Origin of the sequence: Methylobacterium nigriterrae (genome assembly GCF_037106235.1) — a bacterium.
Taxonomy (GTDB): domain Bacteria; phylum Pseudomonadota; class Alphaproteobacteria; order Rhizobiales; family Beijerinckiaceae; genus Methylobacterium; species Methylobacterium nigriterrae.
Genome location: NZ_JBAWTG010000557.1, coordinates 1 through 441, shown reverse-complemented (window position 1 = coordinate 441; position 441 = coordinate 1). Strand labels below are relative to the sequence as shown.

At 68.5% G+C, this 441-nt stretch carries 1 protein-coding gene; it reads left to right on the top strand.

From position 1 onward, the window contains the following. Positions 1–187: 187 nt before the first annotated feature. Positions 188–441: hypothetical protein (locus tag WDW90_RS38225; protein WP_336492889.1), on the top strand; the 254-nt coding region annotated here is incomplete at its 3' end.

The window sequence follows — 441 nt, the reverse complement described above, 5'->3', positions numbered from 1 at the left end:
CGGTGCCACTTCACGAGGTGCTCGCGGCTTTGCTCGAACTCGACGGGGTCACAGCGGCGGGTCGGGCCACCGAGGTGCCGGAACACCGCGTCCTGCAACCAAGCCGCCGCTTCCCCTTCGTACTCACGCGTCGGAAGCCGAGTGGTGTCGCACCAGGGGAGCAGGTGCTGAACTGAAGGAGGCAGCGATGGCAACCTTCCACCTCAACGATTGGCGCAAACGGTCGGCGTGGCGCCGCCGGCTTCGGCTTGTCAGGTCGTCGCTCGACGCGAACCTGGTGCTGTTCGCGGACTGGCTTATCTCGGTCGCGCTCTGCATCGGCCTGGCCATCGTCCTGCCGATGCCGACCATGCCTATCACCCTTGCGGCGCTGCTGTCGCTGGCGGGCTTCGCCTGGCTCGGCCTGGCCATCACGCAGGCCGGGCCGCCGGTCGACAGCCC